Raw genomic sequence first — 26,065 nt, forward strand, 5'->3', positions numbered from 1 at the left:
AACATGATCAGGTAGACGACCAGATAGAGGAGCCCGGCGAGCTGGCTGAGGATCTGGAAGGCCGCCTCCACCGACGGCATGAAGACGAACACCACCGCCACGGCGCTGACCGCGAACGCCTGAACCAGCATGATTCGGATGGGCATCCCGTTTTGTTGGCGGCCTGGTAGAAGGGAGGAAGGTAGCCTGCTTTCGCCACCGCGTGCAGGGCGGTGGATGGGCCGGCCACACAGGTGACGATGCCGGCCAGGACGCCGATCGCGAGTGCGCATGTCAAAATCGGTGTCGCCCAGGACAGGCCAAACCAATCGAACACGTCGATAAATGTGATGAGTGGGGACTGGGTGCTGCCAGTCTCGTTTCTTGGTACGACGAAGGCGATCGTGAGTGTTCCCAGGATGAGAATGGCTGCTGTTCCCAGTGCCGCGATCAGTATCGCCAGCGGGTAACCCCGATCCGGGTTTTTGATGTCTTGTACGTGGACCGCGTTCATTTCCATGCCCGAGTAGAAGTGAAAAATGCTCGCGGCGAGTGCCAGATTGCTGAGGTTGCTCAGGTCGGGAATCGCGTCATCCCAGTCCAGTCGGACCTGTGGCGTGCCACCGGAGATCAGGTAGGCGAAGCCGATGGTGATGAGGGCGGCAGCAGGGATGATCGTTCCGACAATTCCACCCCACTTCGCGATACGGGTGAAGGCGGCTACCCCACGGGCGGCGATGGCGGTCGCGAGCCAGTAGACCGCAAGCACGGAGCCAGCGCAGCCACATAGGCTGGGGATTCCCGAAGCTACGCGCCTCCGTCCGCCGTCAGCAGCTGCTGTCGCTGTCTCCGCCGGAGGAACCTGCACCGCTGTCCCCGCCGGAGAGCCATCCGCCCCCACTCGAACCGCTGTCGCAGGAGGCACCATCGTCGCCGCCTGCCGTGGCGTCGGGTGCCGACGACGCGTACGCCGACGAGCCGCGCCGACCCGTCGGCGTACGCCGACGCCCGAGGAACCAGAAGGTGAGGACGACCGCGCCCGCGGCGGCGAACAGCCCGAAGAGAATCTCCATGTCGACGACGGTACGGAAGTCGATCAACCCTCTTGGGCGATGCCGGATGCGGTATCGGTCAATGTGTGGGCGGCGCGGCGGTAGTCACGCAGGATCCTGAAGCGCCGCGGGCGGCGATCAGCGCGGCGTCTTGTCGATGGGGAACTGTACTTCGGTGAGCAGCTCAGCGGGACTGACCGTTTGAGGGTCGTTGAGGTAGATTTCGCGCGGTGGGCCCGCCAGACGCACATCCTCCTGCTCGATCCAGCCGGTGACGACGTGGTAGGCGGGGCTGATCTCCTGGTACGGCCCGCGGTGGACGGTGGTGGCGACCGGACCGCCGGGGAGCTCGCGGTAGCGGACCGGGTCGCCGGGTAGGACGGTGCCGGCCGGGACCGGGATGCAGATCTCGATGTCGCCGTTGGTCTGTTCGTCGATGACGTCGTGGTAGATGACGAACGGCTTCCCGTTGGACTCGGCGCCGGCGTTGCCGATGGCGTCGACGACCGTGCCGAAGCCGCGGCCCATGTCGGAACACCGAGCAGTGGTAGCGGCCCGCATCCAACGGCGACTGTGACTACTGGATGTACGACCGCATCGAGGGGCATCACGTCGATGGTGGCCTTGCCGCCCGAGCGGGTGACAGCGGCGGCCCTGTGTTCACCCTGGACGGCTCTGGTGTGCGGGTCAAGGGCATCACGGTAGCCGGCATTGGAAGCACATTCCTCTTCCAGGACTGGGCAGATGTGTTCCAGGTCTTCGGCGTCTACCCCCGCACAGGCTGAGCCGGGGCGGTAACCAGGCGGTGGGTCGCGTGCTTGACGCGGCCCACCCCACCGAATCGCCGGAGTACAGGGGCAACGCGGCGTATCGTGCCGCTCAAGGGCAAAGGAGACATGCCGATGACGACCCAACAGTCGCAGGGTCCCATGCCCGGCGACGCGCGTCGGCACGTGGGCGGTCTTCTTCTGGCTGCTGCGGTGGCCGTCGGTCTCGGGGTGACCATCGGTGTGGTCACGGGCGACCCTGGGCCTGAGCTGGGCCCGGTGCAGGCCGCATCCGTGGCGAACACCGATGCGGGGCCGGTCCGCTGTCCCGAGCAGTGGCACGAGCAGCCACCGCCAGCCACCCCGTTCGCGGCGGAAGTCATGGTCCCTACCGGGGCGACCGAGGTGCTGATGTGCAGCTACCCCACACGTGGGCCAGAACCATGGAGTCTCGGCAGCACCAGGCGCAACACCAGCGACGTCACCGAACTGACCGACTACGTCAACGGGCTGGCGATCTCATCCGAAGACGACGACGCCTGCCTGATGCACATCCCGCCTCTGCGGCGCAGCGTCGTGTTCGGCTACCCCGGACAGCGTGCGGTGACAATCCATCTGGGCTGCCCCTGCTGGCAACGCGCCGGCGGCACGTCCCGCTACGGTGGCGACCAGCGGAAGGTCCTCGCGTACTGGGGCCTGAGCCGGAACCAGCACTGAACGCTCCTGACACGCTCGACTAACAGCGGCCCGGCCGTGACGGTGGCTGGGTAGTCGAGGTCGGCTGTTCTTCGCCTACGTCAGCAAGCACTACCGTAGCGGCCCCGCGCCGGGGCGTCTGTGCGAGACTTCGCCCCGGCCGGGCCGTACAGCCCGGAGGCAGCGACTCTGGAGAAAGTGGGGGCATCAGCGTGAGCACTGGCCCAGTCGACGTGAAGGCACACCTCACCGGCGCTGATCACGTGGTCGACGCGTTGCCGTGGCGCGTTGGCCACACGGAGACCCAAGCCAAACGGGCCCGGAGACGAGCCTCCGCGCTCGCCCACCAGATCGCCGCGCTACTGGCCAACGGTGGAGCCCGGACGAGGTACGCGACGTCTTAGCATCCGCCGACGGTATCGCTAACGCCCCGTACGCTGCCGCGCAGGAGCGACTGTGGAGGGCAGCGCTCAAGCGCGCCAAGAGCGCCCGGTGCACGCCCGCTTAGGGCGAGCCGTCGTTGCTGAAATCAGGAGCTGCTCTCCACTGAGAGGGTGGTTCGGGAGTGTATGTCCGGACTGGGTTTGACCGCTCGTTAGGGGCCTTGGTGGTCGGGGTTACGTCGACGGTGGGGTCAGGGTGAACAGTCCGGCCTCGGGTTCGGTGAGGATCTGGCGGGTGACGAGGCGTTTGAGCTTGGCGCGGAGGTTCTCGGTGTCCTTCGCGGTGGTGCCGGTGCCCAGGGCCTGGCAGATGTCCTTGGCGCGCATCGGTGTGGTGGCGGTGTGGAACACGGTGAGGATCTGTTGGTAGGCGGGGCTGGCGATGGTCGGGTCAGCGGGTGGTGCCGCGTCGAGTGGGTCGCCGAGGCTCAGGAGCGTTTTGCGGGTGATGGCGAGTTCGGTGACTTCGGTCTCCGGCCGTGGTGAGCTGTTCGTTGAGGGTGGCGATTGGGCGCGGAGCCGTTCGACGGTGAGGCCGGCGGGCGGTTTCGCGTTCGGTGAGCAGGGTCAGTAGCGACGGCGGGGTCACCGCTGCTGGCTCTGTGTCGCGCCAGGACGTGGTGGCGGTGCCGGTGAGCCGGCGGATGAGGTTCGCTGTGGAGGCCCACCAGGTGCGGGACACCGGCGGGGCGGGTGTCCTCTCGTACTCGCGGACCAGGCGGCGGTGCAGCATCAGGGTGCCGTGGGTCTGCTCCACCACCCACCGGCGTTTCACCGGCACGAACCCGGCCGTCGTGTCGGACCGAAGGACCTGCTCGACGTCGATATTTCGGATGGCGCCGTGGATCTGCACGTCGTCTTTGAACCCGGCATCGACCCACGCCTTGGTAACCGTCGGGGTGTGCGCTACCACGTTGTCCAGCAGTTTCACACCGATCGTGTTGTCGGTGACCGACGCGGCGGTGACCACCACCGCGATGATCAACCCGAGGGCGTCGACCGCGAGGCCTCGCTTGCGCCCCGGGACCTTCTTCGCCGCGTCCTTGCCGGTCGTGGCGGCCGGGACGTGGTTGGCCGCCCGGATCGACTGGGTGTCCAGCGCCACCGCGGTCGGATCCTCCCGGCGGCCGGCCCGCTCCCGCGCCTGACAGCGCAGCAGATCGTGGATCACCTGGTCGGTGCCATCATCACGCCACAGGGCGAAGTAGTAGTAGGTGGCCGACTTCGGCGGCAGGTCGTGTGGCAGGTAAGCCCACTGACACCCGGTCCGGTTCTGGTAGAAGATCGCGTTCACGATCTCCCGCAACTCGTAGCGGCCCTGATGCCCCGACACCGACGGATGCCGGTCCTTCCACGCCTGCAGAAACGGCCCGACCACCGCCCACTGATCATCGGTCAGGTCACTCGGATACGCCGCACGTCCATTCATGATCAGCCCAACGCGGCCGGGCCTCCCCGGTTACGACTACGGCTCACATTCACATGCCAACCCAAACCCACAAGGGACGAAAGCTACCGAACCACCCTCTGAGCCCCTCACACCCCGTGGCCCTGTCTTCCGACTGCGGTAACGACAATCCGCCGAGGACACGCGGCGACACCGCCCGAATCGCGGCATGTGTGTTCACACGAGGTGTACGGCTGATCAGCACCTTTTACTTCGCGTTGCCGTTTCGGCACCCGGTTGACGTAACAGCTTTGCTGGCGAGATTCGGACCCGGAGCGAAATCGCTCGGCTCTCGCGGGCGGTGAGGTGCTATCGTACCGCTTGCGTGAGAGGAGAGATCGTGCCGAGGCTCAACCAAATCATCGCGGTGGAAAAGGGCATCAAAAGCAAGTCGTTCGCGGACTTGACTGAGGCGCACCACGCCGTGCAGAAGACCACTCCACTGGCAGGTATCTCACGTACCTATCAGCCAAAAGACGAGGAAGGCGAGCAACTGCCGGCCGAGTCGACGCGGGTGCAGATCAAGGCTGAGGACATCCTGCGGCAGGTCTCGACAACGCTCACTCGCCTTTTTGATGTGACGGCCACCAAAGACTGGACCAACTGTGTGGCGTGCGCCGACATCGTGGTCGACGGTCAGACTGTCGCCAGTGATGTGCCGGTCACATACCTGCTGTTTCTTGAAAAGCAGCTCGTCGACTTGCACACCTTCGTCAAGAAGCTGCCGGTTCTTGATGCCGCCGAGTCGTGGGTCCGTGACGAGTCAACCGACAGTTGGCGGACCGAGTCGGTGCGCACCATTCGGACCAAGAAGGTCCCACGCAACCACGTGAAGGCCGAGGCCACGGACAAGCACCCGGCCCAGGTTGAGGTCTACTACGAGGATGTGGCCGTCGGGTACTGGACGACGGTGAAGTTCTCCGGAGCGCTGCCGGCCAAGCGGGTCAACGAGATCCTCGACCGCGTCGTGAGGCTGCAGACCGCGGTCAAGTTCGCGCGGGAGGAGGCCAACAACGCGGAGGCCGTTGATCGGCGGATAGGCGCGACGGTTTTCGGCTACCTGTTCGGGTAGCCGTCCTAGGTTCCCTGTGGGAGCGCAGGGGTGCGCCGAAGGGCGCAAAAGCTGAAGCTCAAGCTGACGAACGTGGTCCAGTGCAGGTTCGATCCCTGCCCCCGGTACTTCTCGGGCCGGGGTAGCCCAATCGGTAGAGGCAGCCATGGTCAATCTCAGATTACCGCTCCAACTTCAGTATTCGCCATCGAACACCAGGTCGAATGGATGTGGACACTGATCGTCGGATGCTGGTTCAAGTCCAGCTCGCCGCTCCAACATGCGGCGATAGTTTAACGGTAAAACCCGACGTTGTAACGAATGATCCACACCCTTAAACGTGCTGGTGTGCGCAAGTCGGTGGCAACCCGAGGCCCGGGGATTGGACATATCCCCGGGCCTCACTATGTCAGAGGGTGGTTCGGTAGCTTTCGTCCCTTGTGGGTTTGGGTTGGCATGTGAATGTGAGCCGTAGTCGTAACCGGGGAGGCCCGGCCGCGTTGGGCTGATCATGAATGGACGTGCGGCGTATCCGAGTGACCTGACCGATGATCAGTGGGCGGTGGTCGGGCCGTTTCTGCAGGCGTGGAAGGACCGGCATCCGTCGGTGTCGGGGCATCAGGGCCGCTACGAGTTGCGGGAGATCGTGAACGCGATCTTCTACCAGAACCGGACCGGGTGTCAGTGGGCGTACCTGCCACACGACCTGCCGCCGAAGTCGGCCACCTACTACTACTTCGCCCTGTGGCGTGATGATGGCACCGACCAGGTGATCCACGATCTGCTGCGCTGTCAGGCGCGGGAGCGGGCCGGCCGCCGGGAGGATCCGACCGCGGTGGCGCTGGACACCCAGTCGATCCGGGCGGCCAACCACGTCCCGGCCGCCACGACCGGCAAGGACGCGGCGAAGAAGGTCCCGGGGCGCAAGCGAGGCCTCGCGGTCGACGCCCTCGGGTTGATCATCGCGGTGGTGGTCACCGCCGCGTCGGTCACCGACAACACGATCGGTGTGAAACTGCTGGACAACGTGGTAGCGCACACCCCGACGGTTACCAAGGCGTGGGTCGATGCCGGGTTCAAGACGACGTGCAGATCCACGGCGCCATCCGAAATATCGACGTCGAGCAGGTCCTTCGGTCCGACACGACGGCCGGGTTCGTGCCGGTGAAACGCCGGTGGGTGGTGGAGCAGACCCACGGCACCCTGATGCTGCACCGCCGCCTGGTCCGCGAGTACGAGAGCCGACCCGCCTCCGCGGTGTCCCGCACCTGGTGGGCCTCCACAGCGAACCTCATCCGCCGGCTCACCGGCACCGCCACCACGTCTTGGCGCGACACAGGCCAGCAGCGGTGACCCCGCCGTCGCTACTGACCCTGCTCACCGAACGCGAAACCGCCGCCGGCCTCACCGTCGAACGGCTCCGCGCCCAAATCGCCACCCTCAACGAACAGCTCACCACGGCCGAGACCGAAGTCGCCGAACTCGCCATCACCCGCAAAACGCTCCTGAGCCTCGGCGACCCACTCGACGCGGCACCACCCGCTGACCCGACCATCGCCAGCCCCGCCTACCAACAGATCCTCACCGTGTTCCACACCGCCACCACACCGATGCGCGCCAAGGACATCTGCCAGGCCCTGGGCACCGGCACCACCGCGAAGGACACCGAGAACCTCCGCGCCAAGCTCAAACGCCTCGTCACCCGCCAGATCCTCACCGAACCCGAGGCCGGACTGTTCACCCTGACCCCACCGTCGACGTAACCCCGACCACCAAGGCCCCTAACGAGCGGTCAAACCCAGTCCGGACATACACTCCCGAACCACCCTCTCACTGGACGTTTGCTTCATCTTCGGGCCGGTAATGGCCGATTCGCGCCTCGACCTCGGTAGCGCGAGATGCCCGACCCGACCTAGAAAGAAAACATATCGGTGGACATAGGCCTACCCGGTTTCAGCGGATATCGCCCCGGGATCGTGTCTGGTTCACTTTCATCCCGCACCGACGGACATGACGTCCGCCAGGTCGAGGCCCCGACACCGTACGCCTGCTTCATGACCGAACGGCGCCCCTACCCGTCCGACCTGTCCGACGCCCGCTGGGCCCTCATCGCCCCCCGCCTAACCGCCTGGCGGCAAGCCCGCACCGACGCCGGCGTCAGCGGACGTACCCCCACCCACGACCTGCGCGACATCTTCAACGCCATCCTCTACATCAACCGCACCGGCATCGCCTGGCGCTACCTACCCCCACGACTTCCCGCCATACCGCACCGTCTACGGCTACTTCGCCGCCTGGAGCAAAGAAGGCATCTTCACCGAACTCAACTACCAGCTCACCGGCCTCGTCCGCGACCACCACGGCCGCACCATCACACCAACAGCCTCCATCATGGACAGCCAGAGCGTGAAGACCTCCACCAACGTCCCACTATCCACACACAGGGCCCAGACGCCGGAAAGAAAATCGTCGGCCGCAAACGCGGCATCATCACCGACACCCTCGGCCTCCTCCTCGCCGTCACCGTCACCGCCGCAAGCGCCAGCGACAACACCATCGGCATCAACCTGCTCAACCAGGCCACCACCACCCACCCCACCCTCACCAAAACCTGGGTCGACGCCGGCTTCACAAACCGCGTCGTCGAACACGGCGCCGCCCTCGGCGTCGACGTCGAGACCGTCACCAAAAACCCCCAAGCCAAAGGCTTCAGCGTGGTCAAACGGCGATGGGTCGTCGAACGCACCATCGGCTGGCTCATGCACCACCGCCGACTCGTCCGCGACTACGAAGCACGACCCGACAACTCCGCCAGCATGATCACCCTCGCCATGATCGACAACCTCGCCAAACGCCTCACCGCCGAAACCACCCCAACCTGGCGAGAACCACTACAACCACAACACACACAAAATACGTGAATCAGACGTCCTCTCAGGCGTAAACACACCACCACGATGAACGTTCGAGTAATGACCAAAGCCGATTCATCTGCGTAAACACGGGCGGAGTCGAGGGACTCGGACCCCTGACGACCCCACACTGTCAAGTGGAAGGCGTTCGAGGGTTCGATCCGCGCCGGACAGCGCTTCTGAGCGTCTACCCGGGGTCAGCCGTTTTGGCTGCCCCGGGCCTCTGCCCGGTCGAGGCCGCCGGCATCCCGCCCGAGGCGCTGCGTCGCGCGATCGCCCACGCCACCCAGGCCGGCCGCGCCGCCTGAACGGACCCGCGCTTGGGTGGCTGTCCCGTAACCGCAGATACGTGATCTTGGAATGGTTTTGTTGGGCGCTTGGATAATTGGCGTTGCCACCGGCCGAGGTAGTTACGGCAGGAGCAGGTCGTGGATGTTCCAGGCGAGCTTCCCGGCGGACCAGGAGGTGTTCGCGCAGATGGCGACGTCGATGTTGAGGCTCGGGTAGTGGTAGAGGCGGGTGCTGACGCCGTCTTCCTCGCCGGTGTGGCCCCACCGGATGACGGTGCCGTCGTCGTCGAGGATCGACATGACGCCGTAGCCGTAGCGCCAGAGGTAGCCGCGGACCTTCTCCTCGCGCTCGGCGACTCGGGGGGCGAGCATCTCGGCCACGGCCTGATCCGGTAGCAGGGCGCCGGCGCGCAGGGCCTGGGTGAAGGCGATCAGGTCGGCGGCGGTGGCGGTGGCGCCGCCGTCGGCGGCCGGCTCTGGGGTGGTGGCGTAGATGTTGCGGGTCCAGCCGGTGATCGCGCCGGTGCCGTCGTGGGCGGGGATATAGCCGTCGGCGACCCGCGGCGCGTCGGCTTCCAGAGGCAGGAAGTCGGTGTCGGTCATGGCGGCGGGGCCGAAGACGTGCTTGCGCAGGTGCTCGGCGAACGGCGCCATGGTGAGCTGCTCGATGAGCATGCCGAGCAGGATGTAGCTGGCGCCGTTGTACTCGTGCCGCTCACCTGGAGGGAAGCGGGCCGGTTTGTCGGCGAACAGCGGCAGGTAGTCGGCGTTACGACGCAGCAGATACACCGGGTGCGTGCGGAGCAGTTCGGCCCAGGTGGCCTCCCAGTCGCCGGTCTCGTCGAACCAGTCGGCGATACCTCCGGTCATGGTCAACAGCTGCCGCACTGTCACCTGCGCCGAGATCGTGGTGTCGGCCAGGTCGAGCAGCTCGACGATGGGTGCGTCGAGGTCGAGCAGGCCCCGCTCGACGAGTTGCAGGACCCCGACCGCGGTGAACATCTTCGACACCGACGCCACCCGGAAACGGGTATCGAGGGTGTGGGGCACCTGCCAGGCCCGCTGCGCCAACCCGGTCACGCAGGCGTGCAGGGTGTCCTCGCCGCGGCGGATCAGGACCACGCCGGAGAAGCCGTCCGTCTCGGCGGCGCGTGCGACAGCGGCCGGAATGTCGGCCAGTACGGAACTTTCGGGCATCGTGGCTTCTCCTGGGGTCGCGAGGTCGGGCGGGAGTACCCGGCGGGATCGTAACGACTGATCATTGTCGCGACCACCGATTTAGGACGTGCACATCGCGACCAGCAGCATGCCCAGGAGCACCAGAGTGCCCTCGGTGGCCACCTCCAGTACCGGGCCGAACCACGACGGTGCGCTCGCCGTTGCCCCGATGACCGCTCGGTACCCGGACACCGAAACTCCGTCGGTAACCTGCACCGCCCTGGACTGGCCCAACCCGCCCGGAGAAAGCCAGGCGACCGTTGCCGCGACCGCTGTCAAGACGCCGACCGCCGCCAACGTCCGGGCTCTTCAGGCGGCTGCATGCCTACCTGCGCTGGCACAACGCCAACGCCCGCCACCCCGACGTCCTGGCCGCCCAATGCCGCGAACGCGCCTTCACCCGCAGCGAACGACAACGACGATGGGGTCAGCCAGCTAGGAGCCTTGTGGGCGAGGACCGCCGCCAATGCGCGACCGGCGTACTATCGCTGTTCCGGGAGGTAGGGCATGCGTGGCTGGATGGATGGGGTCGTCACCCTTCTGGGCGTGCTCTCCGCCTTTCTCGCCAGCATCGCCGCGGTCAGTGGTCTGATCGTTCTCCTCGGTGAAGTTGTCGATGAACCTCATTCGGTGGGTCGGCTCGGGTCTGGCTGGTTCCTGCTCGCCGCGGGTGGGCTGTTTCTCTGCTCATTCGTGCTGCGCACGTGGTACCGGGCGCGGTCCGGTGACCCGCTCGACGCCGGGCGTGACCGTTTTTGAGCACTGAAAGGTTCACCGTACTCACACCCACCCGCTCCGAGAGCTCGACCAAGGTCATGCCACGAGCGAGCAGCAACTCGTCCAGGCGGACAGCGATCCGGTGGCCCGGCTCGTTCGAGGGGTGCGCCGTCACACCAGGCCGTCAACATCGGCTCGCAGCCGCACGCCGTGTCGGAACACCTCGGCAAACAACAGAACGACGGTGCCTACTGCCAGGGGTGTGAAGGAGAACGAGAAGACGACATCCAGGACTCCGGCGGCGGATGAACGGGCGACTCATCTGTCCTTCATGTCGCCCAATGTTTGGTCCACCAAGGACGCATAACGATGAACGATATGGCGGGGGCCCACCACCACAGCTCACCCCGGGCGGGTGACCCGCCGTCGTCGCGCCGCCCGGACGGTGATCCGCCGTCGCCGTGCCGGCCCCTCAGCGTGAGTAGTACTCGACGACGAGTTGCTCCTGGCAGATGACCGGCACCTCGGACCGCAGCGGTAGCCGGAGCAGTCGTACGGTCAGGTTGGCGAGGTCGGCCGACAGGTAGGGCGCGGACTTCTCCGTAGCGTGTGCTCCTGCCGCCGCGACGACGAAGGGCGCCTTGGTGCGGCTGCGGGCTGCGACCGCAATGACGTCACCCGGGCGTACCCGGGCCGATGGGCGGTCGACCCGGCGTCCGTTCACCGTGATGTGTCGGTGGGTGACCGTCTGTCGGGCCTGATAGATCGTCCGCGCCAGCCCAGAACGCAGCACCAGTGCGTCCAACCTGGTCTCCAGGTCGATGATGAGGGCCTCGCCGGTCTTGCTCTCCAGCCGGGCGGCCCGGGTGAACGCCTGCCGAAGTTGCCCTTCGTTGACGTGGTACTGCGCCTTCAGCCGCTGCTTCTCCAGGAGCCGGATCTTGTAGTCGCTGGTGCTCTTGCGGGATCGACCGTGCTGACCGGGTGGGAAGGGGCGGCGTTCGAAGTGGCGCACGCACTTCGGGGTCAGGGGGATGCCGAGGGCGCGGGAGCGCTTGACCTTGGGGCGGGACTGGTTCATTCTACACCTCTCTAGTAAGGTAAGCCTAACCTAATAGGAGGTGGCAGGTTGAGCAACACCTACCCCGAGGCTTCCGCGCAGCGGCTGCGGACGATCGTCGCCGCGGCCACCTCGCTGGAGCTGCGGACACCCGGGCACCGAGCCGACCTGATCAACCGGCACACGCTCGATCCGAGTGGCCGGATCCGGATGGATCTCCCGATAAACAGCCGGCTAGCCACCGACATCACCCGTCAACGCGAGGTCGCGGCGGTCGTTGAGATCACCGATGTGGCGCCGACGCCGGTCCGGGAGCGTGTCCGCGGCCGTGCCACGCTCAGTGGTTGGCTCACCCCGATCGCCCCCGGCGACAGCGAGGACCTCACCCCGGTCGCCCCCGCCGACGCCGGCGACAACGAGGACCTGATCGTCGGGTTTGACCTCGCCGCCGTCGAGCTCACCGTCGACGGGGTCACCACGACGGTGGATCCGGATGACTTCGCCACCGCCGAGCCGGACCCGCTCGCCGCCGAGGAGGCGGAACTTCTCTGCCACCTCGACCGCCACCATCCGCGTACGGTCGAATCGCTCTGCCGTCTGGTCGCACCACGGCACCGGTACGGCGTACGGCGGGTCGTCCCGATTCGCCTGGACCGGCACGGACTGGTGCTTCGGCTGGAGCGGGTGGGCGGCCACCGCGACGTCCGGCTTGGGTTCACCCCGGCGTTGCGTCACCCGGACGAGCTCCGTGAACGCATGTCCGCGCTGGTTGAGCGGGGTGCCGCCTGCGGCCGGCGCTCCCGGACCTGGCTCGGTTGACGATCAGCCCGGTACGGGCTGAGTCGACGATCAGACTGAGGGAATCCCGCACTCCGCCGCTGGCAGCTCGCAGGCGGCTGCCGGAGTGGCGGCCGTGCCGTGGGGCGAGCCGCTGGACCGGTGCGGTGTGGCCTTGGCCAGCAAGCCCCGCAACCCCGCAGTGAGGTCGGCGCTGGAGGTGACCCGGCGGGCGAAGGGCAGCCGGACATCGAGGTGTCCGTCTGGTGCCTCGGCGCGCAGCACGACGCCGTCGGCGTCGACCGCAACCGGTACGACACGCGTCGCCTTTGCCGTCAATTCCGGGTTGACCAGGGTCGTGAGCTGGTCCACCGCGTCCCGGTGGTGCCGGATCAGATGCTGAAGATGGGCGGCTTCGACCGCGGCGAGCGGATCCGGGCAGGTCGCGCGGTAGGTGCTGGTGCCCACCAGGGCTTCGTCGTCGCCGCCGGTGACCGCGACCTCGACCGGTTCGATCGTCCAGAGGGCGACGGGGGGCAGGTCGAGCAGGGACATCACCGTGTCGGCGTCGCAGGACTCCAGGCTCGCCGGGTCGAATCGGTGCGCGGTGCCCGTTACCCGCACTCTGGCCCGCACCCGGGAGCGGACGGCGACCGGGACGAGCTGCGTTACGTCGAGCTGCACCTCGCCGGGTCGCCCGCGGGCGGCCACCAGTAGTCCGCCGGTCGGGCTCATCGCGTCGACCGCCAGGATCACCGTGCCGTCGGGCAGCACGGCGTGTGACTGGATCAGATCAACGGCGGTGTCGCCGAGACGCAGCCGCAGGGACGTGGCGGTGGAGAGTGCGGAGCGCGAGATCACCGCGTGGTGGTCGGTCGGCAGGATGCGGGTGCCCACGAGTGCTGTTTCCGACATCGCCCCACGGGCGAGCGCTGAACTGGTCAGACTCGCTGGCCAGTCGCCTGGATGGAACGCCATGTAGTCCCCTCGGCCATGGAAGTGAAGTGAACTCGGCCTCGGGACCCGACTCTAATAGGTAAGGCTAACCTTGCCAAGCACGATACTCGAATGCCGATGTCGCAGGTGAGGCAGTTCACCGCGGCTGGTGGGGGTCGGGCGACCACCGCGGGCTGGCTGAGTACACACCAAAGCCCCCGGCTGCTCAGCCGAGGGCTTTGGGTGGACCGGTGTGCCGGCTGTCAGGCGGGCCGGAAGGTGAGGCAGTCGCTCGCAGTGGCGCCGGGGCCGACGGTGATGGACTCGGCGGTGCAGGCGAGGTTGGTGTTGAAGGTGCACTCGGAGCGGGCGCAGGCACCCACCGCGCCGGTCACCTCGGCGATCCCGCCGGAGACGGCGGACTCCACGAACGTCGCGCAGGACGCGGCGTCACCCGCCGAGGCCACGGTGATCGCGGGAGCGTGGCAGCCCCCGTCGTTGAAGCTGCACGCCGTGGCGGCGCATTCACGTACCGGGGGTGACTGCAGCAGAGTCTTCATTGATGCCTCCAAGGCCGTGCGGGCCGGCAGGCCGGAACGAGCCAGCGCGGCGTAACAAGGTGTCAGTCAGTATTGCCGCAGCGGCGAGACGCAAACGTTGAGCCGATGAAGTCTGCGGGTTTTTCCGACAGGAAACACTGTAGCAGTAAACCTCGCCCAGTAAGGAGTAATCATGTTTCGTTTTTGGCCATGCTTGAGCGAGGTAAGTAAGCCTTACCTAGGTTAGGTAAGTCTAGCTTTGCCTGCCTGCTAAACCTAGTTGAAGCACTAGTTCCGGCGTTTTACTTCGGCGATTCTAGGCAGGATGTCAGCCAAACTCCGACCCGTTTGAGTGATGGTCACCCGTTGGCGGGCGAAGGGTGGCCGGGCGGGTTTCGGCCCTCAGGCGTACCGGCGGTGGTGGAGCCGAGTGGCCACCGGAGCCGCCACGCCGAGGATCATGCCGAGTCCGCTGGCACCTTCCGCCGACGTGGCGACCAGCGAGATCGCTGCGCGGAAGACGCGCAGCGACGACGTGACCGATGATGAGGTCCCGACCCTGAATCGCGTATTCGTGCTCCACTGCTCTCCTTCCGCTGCTGTCCTGTGGCGGCGGCGCCGGCACCGTCAAAAGGGTCAGGGGCGGCTCCGCTGGCCGAAATGTATATGGCATATACGGATAGCTATACGCTATACGCGGCTAGCGTGAGGTGTCAGCGGATGCTGCGGGCCCAGGTCAGCCAACCGATAGGCCCCCACCAACTGGCCTGGTTCGAGGCGCTGCTGGCCGTCATCAAAGACATCGGCCTGACGTACGAGGAGATGGTGTCGCTCGCCCTCTTTCTCACCGGCGCCACCCGGGGCCTGGCCCGGATCTCCACCGACCTCGCCCGGGCTGCCGGCGAGGATGACCTGATCCCCTTCGGGGAGGCGCTGGCCGCGGTGGCCCGCCCGGACCGCTTCCCCACCTCAGCGCCCTGCGCTCTGCCGGCGCCTTCGACATCCCGGCGGGCGCCTTCGACATTCCGGCTGGGGCCGCCGGCGGGGCCACCAGCACCGATCCCAACCTGAAGTTCGGCCTGCGACAGCTGATCGAGGGCATCAAGGCCCACGTCGCCGCCCGCGCGGAAAGGGGCTAGCCGTTGCTCGCCGCCCTCGGTGCACTCAGACGCGCAGCTCCTCCAGCGCGGTGCTGGCCCGCAGGAAGAGTAGGCCGACGCCGACGGCCGCCAGCAGCGCCGCGAGGCCGCCGACGCCGAACAGGGCCAAATCGACCAGGGGGAACGGCACATTCCGGACGATCCGCGGTTGCTCGCAGTCACCCGCCGGGCAGACGCTGAAGTCGTAAGCGGTCACTGCTGTGCCGAAGAGGCCGTACGCCAACCCGGTGCCCACCGCGAGCGCGAGTAGCACGCCCAGCGCCGCTGGCGCCATCGACTGCCAGAGCACGGCTCGGGCCAGGGTGCCGCGCCCGACGCCGGTGGCCACCAGCGCCGCGTACGCCCGTCGGCGTGACACGACCGCCTCGGTGAGGGCCACGACCAGGCCGCCGGTGGCGATCAGCAGCCCGACCATGATCGCCAGGTTGACCAGGTCGAGCGACTGGAAGTAGAAGCTGTGGTCCGAAGGAAAGTAGTCAACGCCCTGCGCCGCCGCGTAACGCCGGCTCACCTCGTTCCCCAGCGCGAAGTCGGCGGCGAATGACGCGCGGATGACCGCCGCGCCGCCGGCCAGCACGAGGCAACCCAGCAGCGCGGCCAGGGTCCGGCTGCCGTTCCACGGGTCGGCCATCAGCCGCCGGGCGGCTATCAGCGCGGCGGGTCGGCGGGCGAAGCGGTGCAGCAGCCGCCCGACGCGGTACGAAATCCAGCCGGTGCCCAGCACCGTCCCGGCCGTCGCGGCAAGCAGCGCGAACAGAACCAGCAGCAGGAACGCCTCACTCGGCAGGGAACCGAACCCCCGCTGTAGCGGGACGATGAGTGCGGTGGTGCCGAGCCCAACTATGATGAGAGCGCCGGGCCACGGCTTCGGCCGCTTGGTCCGTACCCGTCGCACCACACCCAGCGGCGTCACCACGACCCGCCGCAGCATGACGGCGGCGACCAGCGCGGAGAGTAGCGGGATGCCGACGCAGACCGCGGCGAGCGCCCACCACGGTGGCAGCACATCCGTGGGTAGCGGCAGTCGGCCGTCGGCCCCCGGCCGGTGCAGCAACTCCCGGCCGCCGAGATAGATGCCGAGGCCAGCCAGCGTACCCAGCAAACTCGCCACGCCGGTCTCGGTCGCCGCGATGGCCACCGTCTGGCCCGGTGTCGCGCCGGCGAGCCGGATCGACGACAGCCGACGGTCCCGAGCCGGGGCGCCGAGCCGCGCGCACTGGCCGGCCAGCGCCAGCACCGGCACGGTCAGCAGGACCAGCGCGAAGACCACCCCGGGCCGCAGGCCCGCCTCGGCCAGCAGCGCGTTGCGGTACTGCGGGGACACGTTGTTGCCGCCGTCCGCGACCGTAGGGATCGCGGCCACGGTCAGTGCGGCCAGGATCCCCAGGGTGGCCAGGCCGGCGGAGAGGCCGGTCAGTAGCACCCGCGCCGCGTCGGTGCGGGTGCCGGCGAGCGCCAGCCGCAGCAGCGTCATCGGTCTCATCGGATCGCTGCCTCGACGCCGAAACCGCTCGGGTCCACCTGGCCGTCGCGGAGCGCGATCTCCCGGTCGGCGTACCCGGCGACCCGCGCGTCGTGGGTGGCCAACAGCACGGTGGTGCCCTGCTGGCGGGCAACCCGTACCAGGTGGCTGAGCACCTGCTCGCCGGTGAGCGAGTCCAGCGCGCCGGTCGGCTCATCGCAGAACAGCACCCGCGGCTCGGTAACCAGCGCCCGGGCCAACGCGCAGCGCTGCTGCTGGCCCCCGGACATCTCCCCCGGACGCTGGTCGGCCAGGTCCGCCACACCCAGCCGGTCCAGCCACGACAGTGCCGCGGTCCGCGCCGCTCGCCGCCCCGTGCCGGCGAGTAGCAGCGGAAGCGCCACGTTCTCCGCGGCGGTCAGCTCCGAAACGAGCTGCCCGAACTGGAAGAGCACCCCGAACTCGGTACGCCGCAGCCGTGACCGCCCGCCCTCGGACAAGGTGTCGATGCGATGGTCGCGATAGATCACCTCGCCGGCGTCCGGCCGCAGGATGCCGGCCAGGCAGTGCAGCAGCGTCGACTTGCCGCAGCCGGATGGCCCGGTCACGGCGACGATCTCGCCCTCCGCGATGGCCAGGGTCACGCCGCGCAGGGCTGGCGTGTGCCCGAACGCGCGGACCACACCGCGCGCGTGCAGGATACTCATCGAGCTATCTCCTTGTGCAGGTCAGCGACGCGAGCCAGGGTGGTCTGGAGCCACCGCAGGTCCGCGTCGAGGTGGGCGATGCCGTAGTCGGCCGCGATCACGTCGCTGAGCGTGGCGTCCGGATCGGTCTTCAGCGCGGTGAGCTCCCGTAGCCGGGTCGTGTGCGCCGCTCGCTGCGCGACCAGATATCCGCGGGCCTGGCTGATGTCCGTGACCAGGAGGGCCACCACCACCTTCGCGAGCAGCACGCTGGTCAGGTGGGGCAGTGGGGGCTCGACTGTCGCGAGCCACGTGGTGAGCGCCGCGTGGCCGGTGTCGGTCAGCGTGTACGAGGTGCGCTCCGGTCCGGCGTCTTGGTCCTGACCCGCTGGAGTCACCAGGCCGTCTCGGGCCAGCCGGCCGAGGGTCGCGTAGACCTGGCCGAAGGCCAGCGGCTTCGCCCTGGGTAGTCGGGCGTCGTGTGCGCGCTTCAGGTCGTACCCGTGCTTGGGCCCGCCAGCGAGCAACCCCATCAACACGTATGGCGTGGACATGGCCGCTACTATTCGCTGAGCGAATAGCTGATGTCAAGCGTCGGCGCGCACTGCCCTACTTCGAATGGGTGACCCTCGACTGCGCCCACAGGTGAAGCCCGACTCGACCGCGTCCCGGTGCCTGGCCGGAATCCGGCCGACTACATCGGACCTTGTCGCGCTCTCGGTGCTCGACCAGATGGCACTTGGGTCAAACCTGCCATTAAACCCAAGTTCATCTATCTACTGCTAGCCTCGGCTGACCCTGAACATCGAGGAGGATGAGTGTTAGTACGTCGCGCGTCCGCCGTCGCCGCCATCATGATCGCAAGCCTGGCGGTGCCGGTCCAGCAAGCCGTGGCCGCTCCGGCCAACGACATGCCCTTCGCGTCCGCGACCACTGTCGGACTCCACAACACCTACGAACGGGGGGCCTTCGACTACCTGGCTGAGGCGCTGGACACCGGCACCAGCCTGATCGAGATCGACATCTGGCCGAACGTCTTCACCGGGAAGTGGAAGGTCAGCCACGACGAGCCACTGAGCAACAACAACAACTGCACCACCGGGTCAACCCTCGCCGACCTCTACACCGGTAGCCGGAACAAGCACTTCGGCGACTGTCTGCACAACATCCGGGTCTGGCTCGAGGCCCACCCCGACAGCGGCCCACTCATGATCAAGGTGGAACCGAAGCTGGGCCTCGCCACCGCCTTTGGCATGGGCGTCGATCAGGTCGACAACCTGGTCCGGAGCCGTCTCGGTGATCGTGTCTTCCGGCCGGCGGACCTGCTGGCCAAGCCCGGCGGGGGTTGGTACGACTCCCTCGACGACGCGGCCCAGGCGGGGAACTGGCCCACCCGGGAAGAGCTCGCCGGACGCGTGCTCCTCCACGTCGTACCCGGCACCGTGGAGAACCGCAACCCGTTCGACTGGGCGCCCACCAATGAGCAGTACGCGGAGCATCTCCGTGATCTCGCGGCATCAGGAGAGATCGAGGACGCACAGATCTTTCCCACCGCCAAGGGGACTGCCGGCGACGACCCGCGGGATCAGTACGACGCCAACATCCGCCCCTGGTTCGTCGTCTTCGACAGCGGGGCCTCCGGCTGGCTCAACCGGGACACCACCTGGTTCGCGGCGAACAACTATCTCCTCGTGATGACCAGCGCGCACGCGGTGGCGCCCGCGATCAGCAGCACCAACCCCACCGAAGCGGAGGCGCGGGAGCGACTGCTGCTCCTGGCCGGCGCCAACGCCAGCGTCATCACCAGTGACTGGACCCAGCTGCCACAGATCCAGTCGATGGTTGTTCCGCGCGGGGAGCAGGACGAGACTGTGTAGCAGCCCTCGCTTGTTCGTTGTGGTCGGCGGCGTGCCGGCGACGGGGTGTTGTCACCGGCGCGTCGCGGACCCGAGGGGAGCTACTGTTCGTCGGGAGCCTGGTAGCGGTAGGTGTTGGGGTTGACTGCTGCTGGTTTGGGGTCTTCCTGCCAGGCTCCCTCGCCGGGGCGGGCGATTAGAGAATCGAGGAGTTCCTCCCGGTTCATGTCGACCGCGCCCTCGATGCCGCCGCGTACGGCCATTTGTCGCAGTTCCTCCGTGTCCAGCTCCAGTATCGGACGCGCCATGGTCGTCTCCCTCGACGTCGGCTGGTGACTGCCTTACCCGGTGCGCCCTAGCTTTGAACGAGGCGTGCCATGGTTAGTCGCTTCCGGGCGCCTACGCCTTCGCCGTCGTGATTTCGGAGCGGTCATCGCCACCAGGGCTTACCGGACGGTGGCGAAGCTGGCCACGTGATCGATCGCCATGTCCAGCGCTCGGGCGAGTGGGCGGCTGGACCGGTAGGTCTTGCTCAACAGCAGCCCGCCCTGCAGGGCGGCCATGATGGCTTCGGCCAGTGCTTCCGGATCGGCATCCGGCCTCAGCTGTCCCTGGTCGCGCATCGCGGTCAGTCCCATGAGCAGCGGGGATGCCCACGCGGTGAAGCACTTCTGTAGCACGTCCCGAGTCTGTGGATCGCCGTCGGCGAGTTCGCTGGCCAGAGATCCGAGCGGACAGCCACCCACATTCTGGGCCTCGTCGCGCGCCGCGACGAACTTGTCGCGCCAGCGGCGCAGGCCGGCCAACGAGTCCAGCTGGTCCAACTCGGGGCGCTGTGTCGCCATGATTCGGTCGGTCTGCTGCCATGCGGCCGCTCGGAGTAGATCTTCCTTGTTCGTGAAGTAGTGGTACAGCTGCGACTTGCTGGTCCTGCTCGCCGCCATCACCTCGTCGAGGCTCGTGCCCGCCGCCCCGTGTTTGCGCACGAGGTCGGCGGTGGCCGTCACGATGCGGGTCCTGGTCGCCGCTCCCCGGGCGGTCAGTTTGGAGGTGTGCTGCGCGGTCGTCATAGCAACGAGCCTAGCAAGAAACCGGACTTGCTGGTCCAGTTTCTGTCAACCTAGTCTGGACTAGTCAGTCCAGCTTGCGGCGCTTGGGAGCGCCGGCGTGACAAGGAGAACGACGTGGCTCGGCTCAGCAATGGACAGCGCTTTCCGCACCTTCAGGTCCCCGCGGTCGGTGGTGGCGCGCTCAACCTGCCCGACGACCTCGCCGGCCAGTTCGGTGTTGTGTTGATCTACCGTGGATCATGGTGTCCGTACTGCAACGCACAGCTCGCCGCGTTCCAGCGGGCCAGCGACACCCTCGCCGCACTCGGCGTACGGGTCGTTGCGCTCTCCTCTGACGACGAGGAAGCCTCTCGCCAGCTCGTGGCGAATCGTCGGCTCGGCTTCCCCGTCGGGCACAGTGCCGACATCGCCGCGGTGGCCGAGGCGACGGGTGCCTACGTCAATGACGAACCGCACCACCTGCAGTCGACCGGGTTCGTCCTCGCGCCCGACGGCACCGTGCTGACGGCCGTCTACTCGAGCGGAGCGATTGGTAGCCTGGCCCCCAACGATGTCGCCGGCCTGGTCCGCTACATCCGCGAACGCAGCTGACCGAGGGGATTCACTGTTCGTCGGGAGCCTGGTAGCGGTAGGCGTTGGGGTTCACCCCGCTGGGTTGAAGTCTTCCTGCCAGGCTCTCTCGCCGGGGCGGGCGATCAGGGAACCGGGGGTTCCTCCCGCTGCCCTACCCGGTTTATCCAGTTTAGATCTGGTTCGTCGCGGTTGATTTCGTGGCCCGCACCGGCACCTTGAGGCGTAGTGCTGGTCAGCGGCTGAGGACGCGATGGAAGATTACGGTTTCGAGGCTAGCTGAAGTGGATGCCAGCAGCCGGCTGTAGGGTTCGATCGGGTGTGTGATAGTTACGCCCATGATTTCGGCCGTAATTCGAAGGGGTGCCGCGGCGCTACTGGTCCTGGCGCTTTCCGCGTGCGTGGAGGCCCCGCCGCTGGCGCGGGATGCCGTGTCGACGGCGCCGGTCACTCCGAGTGCCAACTATCGTCTGCTGGACGACATTTGTGATCGGCTGGACCACAGTTGGTTGGTCCAACTCACCGGAGTGTCTCCGCAATTCAAGTATTTCGAGCCACTGCCCAGCAATGTGGAGGACCGCGAATGTCATGTTAGTGCGACGGCGCGGGACGAGCAGACGGTGGTCAGGGTCGAGGTCAGTACGATTCTGAAGCGTTCGGAGCCGGCGGAGCCGGAGCCTTCGGAGTCGGGGTGGCAGGAATTCTCGAAGTTGGCTGAACCGCTGGAGGGCGTGGGGGCGAAGGCTTGGTTCATGTTTGACCGGCCGGACCTGCGGCCTGGGCAGGCGATGTTTCGTCGAGACCTGGTTTTTGTGCTGGATGGGCCAACCTCCGTGAGGGTTGCGATTATGGTCGGCGACTCACCATTGCCCGACGAATCGGAGATCAAGGCCACTCTGACCGCTTACGTGAAGCGGATCTTGGATCTGATGATGGGCGGCGAGTAACGGGCATCGCATCGACAGGCACCACACCGTGCACCATCGGTGCGCCGTCGGTGCGTCGACCGGCGCGGGCGCGCGTGGAGCTCGGCGTTGCTGTGCGGCACCAGCATCAGGTCACTGCTCGGCACCAGCGCCAGCGCCGTCGCCAGCTTCAGGTCGTCGCTCGGTGTCAGCTGGTCAGCTCGGTGCGGTTGCCAACACTAGCCACTCAGTGGATACTGCTCCACGTGCCTGTGCCAGAAACCCTGCTTGCGCTGATGGAACCGCGTCCCCTGCACGGCTATGAGCTGCGGAGACAGTACGACGCCGTGCTTGGGCTCCGACGGCCGTTGCGCTCTGGTCAGATCTACAGCACCCTCCAACGACTGCGGCGCGACGGCCTGGTCGATGTGGTGGGGGTCGAGCGAGCCGGCGGCCCGGAGCGGACATCTTTCGAGGTGACCCCGGCGGGTGCGGCCGGGTTGGAGCGCTGGTTCTTTCAACCAGAGGGAATCCAGCCGTATCTCCAGCCGGACCTGTACGCCAAAGTGTTGCTCGCCGTGCTGACCCAACGAGACGCCACTCGGGTGCTTGATGTGCAGCGGGCGGCGCACCGTGCGCTTATGCGGGACATGACGAAGATCAAGTCCTCCCCCGACTCTCGCGACATTGACGTGATCGCCGCTGACTTGGCGATTCTGCACCTCGATGCCGACCTTCGTTGGATTGATTCGACCGAGCGGCGACTGGCCAAGATTCGACAGGATCTCATCGGGTGAATCGCTGACGGAGGCTGTCGCGTCCGGGTCCGGGTTCAACCTGAAGGAGCAGTATGTCTACCTACAAACCCAAGCACGCCCTCGTTGATGAGGATGGTCTGCGGGAGGTGAAGACTGTCGCCACCGGGCCGGAAACGCACTCGGCCGAGGGGCAGCGTGAGCTGAAGGCCAGTGACTCGCAGAAAGATTCGGTCGCCCCGAGATGAACCAGGTAATGGAGTTCTCGTCGGCACCGGACCAGTCTGGTCCACCCTTCCTGCAGGCGCGCGGGCTGCGAGTCAGCTACGGGCTGACCCGCGCTTTGGACGGTGTCGAGGTGACCATCGTGCGTGGTGACAGTATCGCGATTATTGGTTCGAGTGGCTCCGGCAAGTCGACGCTTCTGCATTGCCTGTCGGGGCTGGTAACTCCGGACGAGGGGCAGGTGTGCCTCAACGGGCGGGACCTGCGCACGCTGCCCGACGGTGAGCGCAGTGCGCTGCGCCGTCAACGGTTCGGTTTCGTCTTCCAGTTCGGGCACCTGGTGCCGGAGCTGACCGCCTTGGAAAATGTGTCGCTGAACCTGCGCCTCAACGGCACCGGCCGGAAGCCGGCCAAGGAAACCGCGCGGCGGTGGTTGCAGGACCTCGACGTCGTGGACCTGGCCGGGCGCCGGCCCGGTGAGATGTCCGGCGGCCAGCAGCAGCGGGTGGCGGTGGCCAGAGCCCTGGCCACCGACCCAGATGTCATCTTCGCCGACGAACCCACGGGAGCGCTCGACAGCGCCAACGGGGAACTGGTGATGGAGCTGTTGACCCGGCAGGTGCGAGACCGCCACTGCGCCCTCGTGCTGGTAACCCACGACGACAAGATCGCCGCGTACGCGGAACGTGAGTTGGTGCTGCGGGACGGCCGGATGGCCTCCCCGGCGACGGGGGTGCCGCGTTGAACCTGGCCCGAGTCGTCGGACTCGCCGGGCAACTGGCGCTCGGTAGCCCGCGATCGCGATTGCGATTCATCTTCACGGCTGCCGGCATGGCGGTGGCCGCGTTGTTCTTGCTCGCCGGCGCGGCGGTGTTGCCACTGAGCGAGGCTCAGCGGGACCGCGCGGCGGACCGATCCTCCACCCTGGAGAAGGGCGAGCACCGGTCGGCGGGCACGCTGCTGACTCGTGGGTGGAGCGATGTCTACCTGGATCAGCCGCTACTGGTGGAAGAGGTGGCCGCGATCCGGTCGGATGCGCCGCCACCACCGGGGCTGGAACGCCTGCCGGGTCCGGGTGAGATCGTCGTCTCCCCGGAGGTGGAGGCCGCGCTGCGGACGGACGTGACGCTGCGCGAGCGATACCCGCAATCGATAATCGGCACTGTCGGGGATGCCGGCCTGACCGGGCCGCGCGAGTGGGTCCTGTGGATGGGCGCGGATCCCGCGGCTTTTCCCACTGACTACGTCCCGTCCTCCGGTTGGGGTGCCAAGCCCAAGGATGTTCCTCCCCTTCCGGGCGGGCTGCGTCTGGCGGTGCCGGTTGGCCTCGCGGCCCTGCTGCTTCCACTACTCGCATTGGTCGTCAACGCGGTCCGCTGGGGTTCACAAGAACGAAATCGCCGGCTCGCCGCACTTCGGCTAACCGGGATGTCGGCCGCGCAGGTGCGGATCCTCACCGCGGCCGAGGTCGGGCTGGCGTCGGCCGTGGGCGCGGTGGGAGGCGGCCTCAGCTTCGTGGTGCTCACCGCCGTACTGGCGCGTTGGTTGCCGGGCGGGGGTGCGTTCTTCCTCGACGCCCTGCCGCCGGCCCCGTCGGCCGTGGCGATCATTGTCGGGCTGCCGGTGTTCGCCACGTTGACGGCCGTGGGCGCGCTTCGACGCATGATCATTAATCCGCTGGGTGTCGTTCGACGTTCTGCGGTAACCCGACCGGGGCGGTGGCGGCTGCTGCCGCTGGTCGCCGGTCTGGCACTGGTCGGCTGGCTGCTCATGACCAGCCTGTCCCAGGCCGACGCCGCTGTGCCGTTTTTCCTGGCCGGGGTGCTGATCATGGTCGGCCTACTGGTGGGCGCACCAGTGCTCTGCCTTGGCGTCGCCAAGCTCCTGCTGCGGATGGACCGCCATCCGACCGTGCTCCTTGCGGCCCGGCGCGCCCAGGCATCGGCGGGCTCCGCCGCCCGGGTGGTGGGCGTCGTCACGCTCCTGGTGTTCGCCGCCGGCTGGTTCCTCGCCGTGCTGCCGCTGGCCGACGCGTCCAACGCTTCGTCACTGGCTCGGCTGGAGCAGAGCCTCAAGCCGCAAACGATGATCGCGAACGTCGAGCGGGCGCCGGAGCCAGGCGAACTGGATCTGCCCGGGGTCACCGGTGTGGCACTGCTGGTCCAGCTGGAACTGGGTGTCCAGGGTGCGGCAAGTGGAGGCCTGCACGCGACCGCCGGTGACTGCGCCGCCCTGTCGACCGTGCTACGCGCGCCACTGCCCAAGTGCGACCCGGAGGTCACCTACCTCACGGGTGTGGGTGAGCAGAGTCGCCTGGCTGATGGGAGGCCGCTGGCGGCAATCCGAGTCGACTCCGAGAGCGCCGACGGCCTCAACTACGTCGAACTCGGCCCGGTCCGGTACGGCCCGGCCTTCGAGCGTGTCCCGGAAGGACTGGAGGAGCTAGGTAGTCTCGGTCTGGGGATCGTGCCGATGTCCGGCGTGCCGGCGGAGGCGCTCCACGCCGGCCTAACACCCCAGCTCCTGGTGACCGTGTCCAGCAGCGACCCCGGCACCGTCGAACGAGTGCGTACGGCCATCCAGGGCCTTCAGGAGGGGGGCCGTCGGGAGGTCCGCGACGTGGCGGCGATGATCCAGGAACACCAGTCGGTGAGTGCGATGTATCAGCGGGTTACCTGGGCCGGGCTCGTGCTGGCCTTCATCGTCTCCACGCTCTCCCTCGCGGTGGCTCTGCTCGATCGACTCCTCGAAGAGCGCCGCGCGGTCGCCGCGCTGCGCGCGCAGGGAGTCACCGTACGCACGCTGCGAATGGTGCTAATGGGGCAAACGGCGGCGAACCTACTGCCCGGTGCACTGCTCGGCCTAGCCTGCACAGTCCCGGTAGCGGAGGTGTTCTTCGCCATCACGGACCACCCCGAGCTGACGATTCCCTGGGCGCAGCTGGCGGCGACCGCGGCTGGCTGCGGGGTGGCCGCGCTCGCCGCCGCGGCGCTGATGCTGCCCGCGCTCAGGGAGGCGATCGATCCCCGGCTACTGGCCGCCGACTAAACCCGGGCGAGGTGCATGGTCGCCAGCTATCGCACGGGCCGCCGCTGGCGGGTTGGAGTTGGAAGGTGGTCCTTGGCCTAACCCAGACGCTAACGTACCGTATGCCGGTAATTGATCTAGATGCACCACCGCGCAGCTCGCCGCCGCTGCGACGCCCGCACCCTCGGCTTTTCATTGCCGTCGGCGTGATGCTTGCCCTTGGCGTTCTCACCGGTGAGCCTGCGGATCGACCCTTGCAGGTTGATATGTCTCCGGTTTGTGAGCCTCCTGCGGTTGACGCAGACAACACGGTGGCTCCAACGAGGGTCGAATACACCATCGATCCTCAGACCGGCCGCATCCTTTCGGGGCGGTGCGACACCTCCGAGCTTGCTCGTTGACCCGGAGCCGCCCTGCGCACAGTCGGCGCTCCCACTCTCCGTGCCAGCCGCCGGGCGGTTGCGT

General features: G+C 67.3%; 27 protein-coding genes and 7 pseudogenes. 18 read left to right on the plus strand and 16 right to left on the minus strand.

Going from position 1 to position 26,065, the window contains the following annotated elements:
* Window positions 1-23: 23 nt before the first annotated feature.
* The 3 genes and pseudogenes from SALPAC6_RS31325 to SALPAC6_RS26345 all read right to left on the minus strand — a co-directional run.
* A pseudogene (locus SALPAC6_RS31325) lies at window positions 24-907 on the minus strand (amino acid permease); the annotation flags it as partial.
* Window positions 807-1,052 (minus strand): hypothetical protein, encoded by a 246-nt coding sequence (locus tag SALPAC6_RS0120030; RefSeq protein ID WP_026189886.1) that lies wholly within the window; start codon window positions 1,050-1,052, stop codon window positions 807-809. The pseudogene SALPAC6_RS31325 and the gene SALPAC6_RS0120030, both read right to left, overlap by 101 nt.
* A 117-nt stretch (window positions 1,053-1,169) precedes the next feature.
* Window positions 1,170-1,642, minus strand: a pseudogene (locus SALPAC6_RS26345) (GyrI-like domain-containing protein); the annotation flags it as partial.
* On the opposite strand from SALPAC6_RS26345, the gene SALPAC6_RS28715 reads away from it, so the two are divergent.
* The 3 genes from SALPAC6_RS28715 to SALPAC6_RS30425 all read left to right on the plus strand — a co-directional run bounded on the left by SALPAC6_RS28715 (window position 1,616) and on the right by SALPAC6_RS30425 (window position 2,898).
* Window positions 1,616-1,816 (plus strand): hypothetical protein, encoded by a 201-nt coding sequence (locus SALPAC6_RS28715; protein WP_018255125.1) that lies wholly within the window; start codon window positions 1,616-1,618, stop codon window positions 1,814-1,816. The pseudogene SALPAC6_RS26345 and the gene SALPAC6_RS28715 overlap by 27 nt on opposite strands.
* Window positions 1,817-1,933: 117 nt before the next feature.
* Entirely contained in the window at window positions 1,934-2,515 is a 582-nt protein-coding gene (locus SALPAC6_RS30420) for a hypothetical protein (protein WP_018255126.1), read from the plus strand.
* A gap of 191 nt (window positions 2,516-2,706) precedes the next feature.
* The gene (locus tag SALPAC6_RS30425) at window positions 2,707-2,898 is read left to right on the plus strand and encodes a hypothetical protein (RefSeq protein WP_223874389.1); all 192 of its coding nucleotides are present in this window, start codon (window positions 2,707-2,709) and stop codon (window positions 2,896-2,898) included.
* A 213-nt stretch (window positions 2,899-3,111) separates the two neighbouring features.
* Here SALPAC6_RS30425 and SALPAC6_RS30430 read toward each other — a convergent pair whose 3' ends face one another.
* Complete coding sequence (locus SALPAC6_RS30430) at window positions 3,112-3,288, minus strand: hypothetical protein (protein ID WP_018255127.1); 177 nt, start codon at window positions 3,286-3,288, stop codon at window positions 3,112-3,114.
* 250 nt (window positions 3,289-3,538) lie between these two features.
* Window positions 3,539-4,366, minus strand: a pseudogene (locus SALPAC6_RS26355) (IS5 family transposase); the annotation flags it as partial.
* A gap of 358 nt (window positions 4,367-4,724) precedes the next feature.
* Between SALPAC6_RS26355 and SALPAC6_RS0120060 the strand changes: the two are divergent.
* The 4 genes and pseudogenes from SALPAC6_RS0120060 to SALPAC6_RS26365 all read left to right on the plus strand — a co-directional run bounded on the left by SALPAC6_RS0120060 (window position 4,725) and on the right by SALPAC6_RS26365 (window position 8,356).
* On the plus strand, window positions 4,725-5,456 hold the full coding sequence (locus SALPAC6_RS0120060; protein ID WP_018255129.1) for a DUF7873 family protein: 732 nt from the start codon (window positions 4,725-4,727) through the stop codon (window positions 5,454-5,456).
* A gap of 490 nt (window positions 5,457-5,946) precedes the next feature.
* A pseudogene (locus tag SALPAC6_RS26360) lies at window positions 5,947-6,788 on the plus strand (IS5 family transposase).
* A complete protein-coding gene (locus tag SALPAC6_RS0120070) occupies window positions 6,785-7,198 on the plus strand; it encodes a hypothetical protein (RefSeq protein WP_012184776.1) in 414 nt (137 codons plus the stop codon). The pseudogene SALPAC6_RS26360 and the gene SALPAC6_RS0120070 overlap by 4 nt, the downstream one beginning before the upstream one ends.
* 291 nt (window positions 7,199-7,489) lie before the next feature.
* Entirely contained in the window at window positions 7,490-8,356 is an 867-nt protein-coding gene (locus tag SALPAC6_RS26365) for an IS5 family transposase (protein ID WP_223874446.1), read from the plus strand.
* Between the two features lie 401 nt (window positions 8,357-8,757).
* Here the strand turns inward: SALPAC6_RS26365 and SALPAC6_RS0120085 are convergent, their stop codons facing one another.
* Window positions 8,758-9,834, minus strand: coding sequence for a serine hydrolase domain-containing protein (locus SALPAC6_RS0120085; RefSeq protein WP_018253894.1), 1,077 nt, complete (start codon window positions 9,832-9,834; stop codon window positions 8,758-8,760).
* A gap of 81 nt (window positions 9,835-9,915) precedes the next feature.
* Entirely contained in the window at window positions 9,916-10,047 is a 132-nt protein-coding gene (locus SALPAC6_RS30845) for a hypothetical protein (RefSeq protein ID WP_018255131.1), read from the minus strand.
* A 113-nt stretch (window positions 10,048-10,160) separates the two neighbouring features.
* On the opposite strand from SALPAC6_RS30845, the pseudogene SALPAC6_RS31430 reads away from it, so the two are divergent.
* Window positions 10,161-10,289: pseudogene (locus SALPAC6_RS31430) on the plus strand (IS630 family transposase); the annotation flags it as partial.
* A gap of 73 nt (window positions 10,290-10,362) precedes the next feature.
* Window positions 10,363-10,614 (plus strand): hypothetical protein, encoded by a 252-nt coding sequence (locus tag SALPAC6_RS0120095; RefSeq protein WP_018255132.1) that lies wholly within the window; start codon window positions 10,363-10,365, stop codon window positions 10,612-10,614.
* A gap of 129 nt (window positions 10,615-10,743) precedes the next feature.
* Here the strand turns inward: SALPAC6_RS0120095 and SALPAC6_RS29135 are convergent.
* Window positions 10,744-10,890, minus strand: a pseudogene (locus SALPAC6_RS29135) (DUF2975 domain-containing protein); the annotation flags it as partial.
* A gap of 154 nt (window positions 10,891-11,044) precedes the next feature.
* Window positions 11,045-11,653, minus strand: coding sequence for a 30S ribosomal protein S4 (gene rpsD / locus SALPAC6_RS0120100; protein WP_018255133.1), 609 nt, complete (start codon window positions 11,651-11,653; stop codon window positions 11,045-11,047).
* A 48-nt stretch (window positions 11,654-11,701) separates the two neighbouring features.
* On the opposite strand from rpsD, the gene SALPAC6_RS0120105 reads away from it, so the two are divergent.
* Window positions 11,702-12,451, plus strand: a complete 750-nt coding sequence (locus tag SALPAC6_RS0120105) for a DUF2470 domain-containing protein (RefSeq protein ID WP_018255134.1) — start codon at window positions 11,702-11,704, stop codon at window positions 12,449-12,451.
* Between the two features lie 30 nt (window positions 12,452-12,481).
* Here SALPAC6_RS0120105 and SALPAC6_RS0120110 read toward each other — a convergent pair whose 3' ends face one another.
* The gene (locus SALPAC6_RS0120110) at window positions 12,482-13,387 is read right to left on the minus strand and encodes a DUF2470 domain-containing protein (protein ID WP_026189888.1); all 906 of its coding nucleotides are present in this window, start codon (window positions 13,385-13,387) and stop codon (window positions 12,482-12,484) included.
* A 221-nt stretch (window positions 13,388-13,608) separates the two neighbouring features.
* Complete coding sequence (locus SALPAC6_RS0120115; protein ID WP_018255136.1) at window positions 13,609-13,905, minus strand: DUF1540 domain-containing protein; 297 nt, start codon at window positions 13,903-13,905, stop codon at window positions 13,609-13,611.
* 699 nt (window positions 13,906-14,604) lie between these two features.
* Here SALPAC6_RS0120115 and SALPAC6_RS26370 point away from each other — a divergent pair.
* Window positions 14,605-15,023: pseudogene (locus SALPAC6_RS26370) on the plus strand (TetR/AcrR family transcriptional regulator); the annotation flags it as partial.
* A gap of 25 nt (window positions 15,024-15,048) precedes the next feature.
* On the opposite strand, the gene SALPAC6_RS0120125 reads toward SALPAC6_RS26370, so the two are convergent.
* Genes SALPAC6_RS0120125 through SALPAC6_RS0120135 form a run of 3 tightly spaced genes read right to left on the minus strand, consistent with a single transcriptional unit; the run spans window position 15,049 to window position 17,746 of the window.
* Window positions 15,049-16,518, minus strand: a complete 1,470-nt coding sequence (locus tag SALPAC6_RS0120125; protein WP_018255137.1) for an FtsX-like permease family protein — start codon at window positions 16,516-16,518, stop codon at window positions 15,049-15,051.
* 5 nt (window positions 16,519-16,523) lie between these two features.
* The gene (locus SALPAC6_RS0120130; RefSeq protein WP_018255138.1) at window positions 16,524-17,213 is read right to left on the minus strand and encodes an ABC transporter ATP-binding protein; all 690 of its coding nucleotides are present in this window, start codon (window positions 17,211-17,213) and stop codon (window positions 16,524-16,526) included.
* A complete protein-coding gene (locus SALPAC6_RS0120135) occupies window positions 17,210-17,746 on the minus strand; it encodes a PadR family transcriptional regulator (RefSeq protein WP_026189889.1) in 537 nt (178 codons plus the stop codon). Before SALPAC6_RS0120135 ends, SALPAC6_RS0120130 begins: the two co-directional genes overlap by 4 nt.
* A 300-nt stretch (window positions 17,747-18,046) precedes the next feature.
* Here SALPAC6_RS0120135 and SALPAC6_RS0120140 point away from each other — a divergent pair, with 300 nt between their 5' ends.
* Window positions 18,047-19,069: a phosphatidylinositol-specific phospholipase C domain-containing protein gene (locus SALPAC6_RS0120140; RefSeq protein ID WP_188115256.1), complete on the plus strand. Its 1,023-nt coding sequence runs from the start codon at window positions 18,047-18,049 to the stop codon at window positions 19,067-19,069.
* 80 nt (window positions 19,070-19,149) lie between these two features.
* On the opposite strand, the gene SALPAC6_RS0120145 is transcribed toward SALPAC6_RS0120140, so the two are convergent.
* Window positions 19,150-19,356, minus strand: a complete 207-nt coding sequence (locus SALPAC6_RS0120145; protein WP_018255141.1) for a hypothetical protein — start codon at window positions 19,354-19,356, stop codon at window positions 19,150-19,152.
* 138 nt (window positions 19,357-19,494) lie between these two features.
* Window positions 19,495-20,118: a TetR/AcrR family transcriptional regulator gene (locus SALPAC6_RS0120150; protein ID WP_018255142.1), complete on the minus strand. Its 624-nt coding sequence runs from the start codon at window positions 20,116-20,118 to the stop codon at window positions 19,495-19,497.
* A gap of 114 nt (window positions 20,119-20,232) precedes the next feature.
* Here SALPAC6_RS0120150 and SALPAC6_RS0120155 point away from each other — a divergent pair, with 114 nt between their 5' ends.
* The 6 genes from SALPAC6_RS0120155 to SALPAC6_RS0120175 all read left to right on the plus strand — a co-directional run bounded on the left by SALPAC6_RS0120155 (window position 20,233) and on the right by SALPAC6_RS0120175 (window position 25,621).
* Complete coding sequence (locus SALPAC6_RS0120155; RefSeq protein WP_018255143.1) at window positions 20,233-20,709, plus strand: peroxiredoxin family protein; 477 nt, start codon at window positions 20,233-20,235, stop codon at window positions 20,707-20,709.
* A 317-nt stretch (window positions 20,710-21,026) separates the two neighbouring features.
* Window positions 21,027-21,635 (plus strand): hypothetical protein, encoded by a 609-nt coding sequence (locus tag SALPAC6_RS30440; RefSeq protein WP_223874294.1) that lies wholly within the window; start codon window positions 21,027-21,029, stop codon window positions 21,633-21,635.
* A 224-nt stretch (window positions 21,636-21,859) separates the two neighbouring features.
* Window positions 21,860-22,390: a PadR family transcriptional regulator gene (locus SALPAC6_RS0120165; protein WP_026189891.1), complete on the plus strand. Its 531-nt coding sequence runs from the start codon at window positions 21,860-21,862 to the stop codon at window positions 22,388-22,390.
* A 53-nt stretch (window positions 22,391-22,443) separates the two neighbouring features.
* Window positions 22,444-22,596: a hypothetical protein gene (locus SALPAC6_RS29755; RefSeq protein ID WP_018255146.1), complete on the plus strand. Its 153-nt coding sequence runs from the start codon at window positions 22,444-22,446 to the stop codon at window positions 22,594-22,596.
* Window positions 22,593-23,318 (plus strand): ABC transporter ATP-binding protein, encoded by a 726-nt coding sequence (locus SALPAC6_RS0120170; RefSeq protein WP_026189892.1) that lies wholly within the window; start codon window positions 22,593-22,595, stop codon window positions 23,316-23,318. Before SALPAC6_RS29755 ends, SALPAC6_RS0120170 begins: the two co-directional genes overlap by 4 nt.
* On the plus strand, window positions 23,315-25,621 hold the full coding sequence (locus SALPAC6_RS0120175; protein ID WP_018255148.1) for an FtsX-like permease family protein: 2,307 nt from the start codon (window positions 23,315-23,317) through the stop codon (window positions 25,619-25,621). The genes SALPAC6_RS0120170 and SALPAC6_RS0120175 overlap by 4 nt, the downstream gene beginning before the upstream one ends.
* Window positions 25,622-26,065 lie beyond the last annotated feature (444 nt).

The sequence above is a fragment of the Salinispora mooreana genome, assembly GCF_000379065.1.
GTDB classification, from domain to species: domain Bacteria; phylum Actinomycetota; class Actinomycetes; order Mycobacteriales; family Micromonosporaceae; genus Micromonospora; species Micromonospora mooreana.